Genomic DNA, 6,031 nt, shown 5'->3' on the forward strand with positions numbered 1-6,031 from the left:
GGCACCTGCTGAGGGAGGCGCGCCTCATGCGTACCGCCAGCAGAACGAAGCAACACCCCCACGACGACGCCCCCGACACGGCCGCGGATTTCGAACGCCTCCGGCAGCTCCCCGACGGCCCGGAACGCAAGGCCCTGCGCGACGAGCTGGTGCGGGTCTGGCTGCCCATGGCGGAGCGGATCGCCGTGCGGTTCCGGGGCCGCGGCGAGGCCCTGGAGGACCTCTATCAGGTGGCCGCCCTCGGCCTGGTCAAGGCCGTCGACCACTACGACCCGGCACGCGGCCGCGCCTTCGAGGCGTACGCCGTGCCGACCGTCACCGGCGAGATCAAGCGCCACTTCCGTGACCACATGTGGACGCTGCACGTCCCGCGCCGCGTCCAGGACCTGCGCAACCGGGTGCGGCGCGCCGCGAAGGAACTCGCGCAGACGACACCCGGGCGGCCCCCCACCGTCGCCGAGATCGCCGCGTACGCCGAGCTCAGCGAGAGCGAGGTGCGCACCGGGATGGAGGCCCTGGAGTGCTTCACCGCGCTGTCCCTGGAGGCGGAGATGCCGGGGACCGACGGTTACGCCCTCGCGGACGCGATCGGCGGGCTCGACCCGAGCTACGACGTGGTCGTCGACCGGGTGGCCGTGGCGCCCTGTCTCCAGGCCCTGCCCGAGCGCGAGCGGACCATCCTCTACCTGCGCTTCTTCCGGGGCATGACGCAGAGCTGCATCGCGCAGCAGCTCGGCATCTCGCAGATGCACGTCTCCCGGCTCCTCAGCGCCTGCTTCGCCCGGCTGCGCGAGGAACTGCTGGCCGGCACGCCCCGCTGAGGACGGCCCCGAGTCACTCCACAGGTGCACCGGGGATCTGCGTCGGACCGTACCGGTCGAGGGCGTCCTCCAGTTCGGCGCGGATCTCCGGGGGCATCTCCCCGTCGCGGCCCCAGATCAGAATCAGCTCCGCGATCGTGCGAAGCTTGATGTTCGTGTGCTGGGAGACCTCCTTCAGCACCGCCCACCCCTGATCCGGCGTCACCCTGCCGAGCGCCACGACCATGCCGATGGCCTGGTCGACCACGGCATGCGAACTGATGGCCTCCTTGAGCTGGGCGACCTCGTCCTCCAGCGCGCGGAGGCGGTCCGTGTCGCCCGCGGGCTCGTGCGGTACTCGTGCCACCCTTACATCCTCCCACCGCGACTGACGCGTGCCACCGGGGTACTCGGCAGGCGCCATGACCGGTTCCGGTTGGACACTGGTGTCGAACCGGTGGCTGCCGGTCGACGAGACCAGGACGACTGCCATGCAACACGACACGACACCCACGACCCGTACGACGGACGTCGTCTCCACGCACACCGTCTTCGGTGCGCCCTGCTGGGTGAGCCTCACCAGCCGCGATCTGCGGGCCACCGAGGAGTTCTACACCGCCGTACTGGGCTGGGAGTGGCGGAAGGCCAAGCTCGGCGAGCACTTCCGGATCGCCCTGGCGAACGGCGCGCCGGTCGCCGGGATCGCCGCGGTCGCCGCCATGTGGCACATGGCGGTCGCCTGGACGCCGTACTTCGCCGTGCGCAGCGCGGACGAGGCGGTGGGCCGGGCGCAGGAGCGCGGCGGTACGGCGGCGGTCGGGCCGATCGCCCTGCCGCCCGGCCGGGCGGCACTGCTCGCCGACCGGGACGGAGCCACCTTCGGCATCTGGGAGGGCGAGCTGGTCACCGACTGGGAGACCTGGCGCCGTGCCTCGCCGGCCTTCATCCGGCTGCACACCAGAGACGCCTTCGACGCGGCGATCTTCTACGGCGAGGTCCTGGAGTGGGCGTCGGCGAGCCCCGGCTGCTGCGAGGTCAACTACGAGGGCGAGGAGGTCGTCCTGCGCAGTGGCGGCGATGTGGTGGCCCGCATCGAGTCAGGCGCCCTGGGGGCGGCGCCCGACCCGACCATCCGGCCGCACTGGCAGATCCACTTCGCCGTCGGCGATGTGGCGGCCTGCGCGCGGGCGGCGGAGCACCACGGCGGCAGCGTGCTGCGTCTGGACGCCGACGAGGCGGTGCTGCGGGATCCCGACGGCGCGCAGTTCACGGTGACGGCGCGCCGGAAGCGGTGAGGGGCGTCCCGGGCGGCGGCCCTCACCGGCGTTCCCGCGCCCAGCCCCTCTTGCGTGCGGGCGGCTGGTTCCGCGACGGGCGCGACAGCAGGACGAGGCTGCGTGCCTCAACCGTGAGGCCGGTGCCCGCCTTGTGCTCGGTCTCGTCCGGCGGGCCCTGCGGGTCGGCGGTGTCGATGAGGGTGGTCCAGCGTTCCCCGTACGTCCGGTCCGGCAGCCAGAAGTCCACCGGCTCCCAGTAGCTGTTGAGCAGCAGCAGGAAGGAGTCGTCGGTCACGGGTCGGCCGTAGGCGTCGGGTTCGGCGATGGCGTCGCCGTTGAGGAAGACGCCGACGGAGTGCGCGTCGGAGCGCTGCCAGTCCTCGTCGGACATCTCGGTCGCGTCCGGCTGCAGCCAGACCAGGTCGGGCAGCGGCTGCCCGGCGTGTGTGACGGTCTCGCCGCGGAAGAAGCGCCGGCGGCGCAGTACCGGGTGGGCGGCGCGCAGCGCGATGACGTACCGCGTGAAGTCCCTCAGGTCCCGCTGCTCCTCGGTGAGCCGCCAGTCGATCCAGGAGACCTCGTTGTCCTGGCAGTAGGCGTTGTTGTTGCCGCCCTGGGTGCGCCCGAGTTCGTCGCCGTGGCAGAGCATCGGGATGCCCTGGGACAGCAGCAGGGTGGCGAGGAAGTTGCGCTGCTGGCGGGCGCGCAGGTCGAGCACGTCCGGGTCGTCGGTGTCGCCCTCGGCGCCGCAGTTCCAGGACCGGTTGTCGCTCTCGCCGTCGCGGTTGCCCTCGCCGTTGGCGTCGTTGTGCTTGTCGTTGTACGACACGAGGTCGCGCAGGGTGAATCCGTCGTGCGCGGTGACGAAGTTGACGCTGGCGCGCGGCCGGCGCCGGCTGTGCTGGTACAGGTCGGAGGAGCCGGTCAGCCGGGACGCGAACTCGCCGAGCGTGTGCTCCTCACCGCGCCAGAAGTCCCGTACGGCGTCGCGGTACTTGCCGTTCCACTCCGACCACAGCGGGGGGAAGTTGCCCACCTGGTAGCCGCCCTCGCCGACGTCCCACGGCTCGGCGATCAGCTTGACCCTGCTGATGACCGGGTCCTGCTGGATCAGGTCGAAGAACGCCGACAGCCGGTCCACCTCGTGGAACTGCCGGGCCAGCGTGGCCGCGAGGTCGAAGCGGAAGCCGTCGACATGCATCTCGGTGACCCAGTACCGCAGCGAGTCCATGATCAGCTGCAGGACGTAGGGGTGCCGCATGAGCAGGCTGTTGCCGGTGCCGGTGGTGTCGTAGTAGTGCCTGAAGTCGCCGTCGACCAGGCGGTAGTACGAGGAGTTGTCGATGCCCCGGAAGGAGAGCGTGGGGCCCTTCTCGTTGCCCTCGGCGGTGTGGTTGTAGACCACGTCGAGGATCACTTCGAGCCCGGCGGCGTGCAGCGCCTTGACCATCGACTTGAACTCGGCGACCTGCCGGCCGCGGGTGCCGTGCGCGGCGTAGGCGTTGTGCGGTGCGAAGTAGCCGATCGTGTTGTAGCCCCAGTAGTTGGACAGGCCGCGGTCCTGGAGCACGCCGTCCTGCACGAACTGGTGCACCGGCATCAGCTCGACGGCGGTCACGCCGAGCGACGTGAGGTGGTCGGCGACCGCGGGGTGGGCGAGTCCGGCGTAGGTGCCGCGCAGTTCGGGCGGCACGTCCGGGTGCGTACGGCTGAGTCCGCGGACGTGCGCCTCGTAGATCACGGTGTCGGCGTACGGCCGTCGGATCGGGCGGTCGTCGCCCCAGTCGAACGCCGGGTCGGTGACCACGCCCAGCATGGTGTGCCCGGCGCTGTCGGCCGGGTCGGGGCCGGACGCCGAGCGTTCGTACAGCGAGGGGTGGTTGTCGATCTGCCCGTCCACGGCGGTGGCGTACGGGTCGAGCAGCAGCTTCGCGGGGTTGCAGCGCTGGCCGGCGGCCGGGTGCCAGGGTCCGTGCACCCGGTAGCCGTAGCGCTGGCCGGGACCGACGTCGGGGAGATAGCCGTGCCAGACGAAGCCGTCGACCTCGGTCAGGGGGACGTCACGGTGGCGGCCCCCGTCGTCGACCAGGACGAGATCGACGCGTTCGGCGACCTCGCTGAACAGCGCGAAGTTCGTGCCCTTGCCGTCGTAGGCGGCGCCCAAGGGGTAGGGGTGCCCGCTCCACGCGGGCACCCCGTCCTTGCGGTTCGGCTGTTTCGTCACCGCGCGTCCTCCAGGGCGCCGTCGGCCGGCTTCGGCGGGGCGGCCAGGGCGGCGACCGGGATCTCGCGGGGCACCTGCAGCCCCTCGCGCAGGCTGGGCGCGGGCGCCTTCGGCACCAGCGGGACGCGCTGGCCGGCGCGGGCCCGCTGCGAGAACCAGATGACCTTGCTGCCGGTGTCAGTGGCGCAGCAGCCCCAACCGTCGCTCACCGCGGCAATGTGCTCCAGGCACGCCCGCAGATCCTGGTCGGGGCGGAGGTCCTGGTCGTTGTCACCGACGGCGGTGATCAGGTGCTGGCCGTTCCACCACATCTCGATCGACGTGTGCTTGTCCGTCGCGTGCTCGTCGATGGCGTTCAGCAGCAGCTCGGCGCTGCGGCAGACGGGCGTGACGAGCGTTTCCAGGTCCCAGTACTTCAGGTGGGCCGCGAGGATGCGGCTGACCTGTCCCACGCGTTCCGCGCTGACTTCCACGTCGAGGTGGTAGTAGCAGGGCACTGCGGTCTTCATCGTCGTGGCTCCTCACCGACGAGGCGCTTGCTCCCTCGCCCTAGCGGGCCGACCCCCCGAACACGAAGCGTGAATGCCTATCGCTTCTGAGTCACATCAACAGTGCGGGCGCTAGCCCATTCGTGCAACACGAGCGAACGGGTGAGGTGATTGAAGCTCTAACAAGACGCTGGGTCGTCGTGCGTGCACCATGAGTGAAGGCCTCGATCGCCGTAACGGATCCGTGCTCCCTCGCGGGCACGGCCGCCGGCCCGACCGTCGGGAACGTGCCCATCGAGCGCCCGGAAGGTGAACGGCGCCATGCTGCTACCCGCCAGAGCCGAAGTCACCCGGCAGCTGCGGCGGTACCGGGCCTGGGAGCGCGCGATGCTCGCGGCCCCCGCCGACAGTGCGGTGCGGACCGGCTTCGAGGACTCGGGCTACACCCTCTGCGTGCTGATGGGGAAGCGCTGCGCACGGGAGGCCGCCGAGGCGGCCGAGCGCTATTTGCGCACCACGCTGGCCACCTACCTGCGGGACGAGACCTGCCGTCCACGTCCGGGCCGCGTCCCCCGCCGGGGACCCCCGGCGGGCCGGCGTTCCCGGGCGGGGCGCTAGCCCCCTTCAGGTGCAGGATCCCGAGCCGGGCCGAGGGGCCCGGCTTTGAGTACGACGGAGGTGAGACCCATGAGTACGACTGAGGCCATCGGCCGCATTCCGGTCCGGGACGTCCATCCCGCGGTGGACTGCGGCAGGCGTCCGGCGAAGGCCGTCCCTGGAGAGACGTTCCAGGTCACGGCCACTGTGTTCCGTGAGGGCCATGACGCGGTCGCCGCCAATGTCGTGCTGAGGGATCCCCAGGGCCGCCCCGGCCCCTGGACGCCGATGCGCGAACTCGCCCCCGGTACCGATCGCTGGGGCGCCGATGTCACGCCGGACGCCGTGGGCCTGTGGACGTACTCCGTCGAGGCGTGGAGCGACCCGATCACCACCTGGCGCCGTGTCGCCGGGATCAAGGTTCCGGCGGGCATCGACACCGGACTGGTCCTCGAAGAGGGCGCCGGGCTGTACGAGCGGGCCGCCGACGACGTCCCCGAACGGGCGGCCCGCCAGGTCGTGCTGGCCGCCGCGCGGACCCTCCGGGACGACTCACTGCCGGTCGCCACCCGCCTCGCGGCGGCGTTGACGCCGGAGGTCGATGCCGTGCTCGCGGCGTACCCGCTGCGGGAGTTGGTGACCGTC

The 6,031-nt window shown here is 71.4% G+C and carries 7 protein-coding genes; 4 read left to right on the top strand and 3 right to left on the bottom strand.

What is annotated here, in order from left to right; all coding sequences use genetic code 11:
- The first annotated feature begins 26 nt into the window (after window positions 1–26).
- On the top strand, window positions 27–821 hold the full coding sequence (locus tag SSP24_RS29435) for a SigB/SigF/SigG family RNA polymerase sigma factor (RefSeq protein WP_141312881.1): 795 nt from the start codon (window positions 27–29) through the stop codon (window positions 819–821).
- A 13-nt stretch (window positions 822–834) separates the two neighbouring features.
- Here the strand turns inward: SSP24_RS29435 and SSP24_RS29440 are convergent, their stop codons facing one another.
- Window positions 835–1,167 (bottom strand): ANTAR domain-containing protein, encoded by a 333-nt coding sequence (locus SSP24_RS29440; protein ID WP_229866309.1) that lies wholly within the window; start codon window positions 1,165–1,167, stop codon window positions 835–837.
- Between the two features lie 124 nt (window positions 1,168–1,291).
- On the opposite strand from SSP24_RS29440, the gene SSP24_RS29445 reads away from it, so the two are divergent.
- The gene (locus SSP24_RS29445) at window positions 1,292–2,095 is read left to right on the top strand and encodes a VOC family protein (protein ID WP_141312883.1); all 804 of its coding nucleotides are present in this window, start codon (window positions 1,292–1,294) and stop codon (window positions 2,093–2,095) included.
- 22 nt (window positions 2,096–2,117) lie between these two features.
- On the opposite strand, the gene glgX is transcribed toward SSP24_RS29445, so the two are convergent.
- Both glgX and SSP24_RS29455 read right to left on the bottom strand, forming a co-directional pair.
- Window positions 2,118–4,271, bottom strand: coding sequence for a glycogen debranching protein GlgX (glgX, locus tag SSP24_RS29450; RefSeq protein ID WP_141312897.1), 2,154 nt, complete (start codon window positions 4,269–4,271; stop codon window positions 2,118–2,120).
- Window positions 4,272–4,297: 26 nt separating this feature from the next.
- A complete protein-coding gene (locus tag SSP24_RS29455) occupies window positions 4,298–4,810 on the bottom strand; it encodes a pep a2 (RefSeq protein WP_141312885.1) in 513 nt (170 codons plus the stop codon).
- Window positions 4,811–5,110: 300 nt separating this feature from the next.
- On the opposite strand from SSP24_RS29455, the gene SSP24_RS29460 reads away from it, so the two are divergent.
- Together SSP24_RS29460 and SSP24_RS29465 are read left to right on the top strand one after the other, a co-directional pair.
- Entirely contained in the window at window positions 5,111–5,407 is a 297-nt protein-coding gene (locus SSP24_RS29460; RefSeq protein ID WP_141312887.1) for a DUF5133 domain-containing protein, read from the top strand.
- 69 nt (window positions 5,408–5,476) lie between these two features.
- Window positions 5,477–6,031: maltotransferase domain-containing protein (locus tag SSP24_RS29465; RefSeq protein ID WP_141312889.1), on the top strand; the 555-nt coding region annotated here is incomplete at its 3' end.

It is taken from the genome of Streptomyces spinoverrucosus (assembly GCF_006539505.1).
GTDB lineage: Bacteria > Actinomycetota > Actinomycetes > Streptomycetales > Streptomycetaceae > Streptomyces > Streptomyces spinoverrucosus.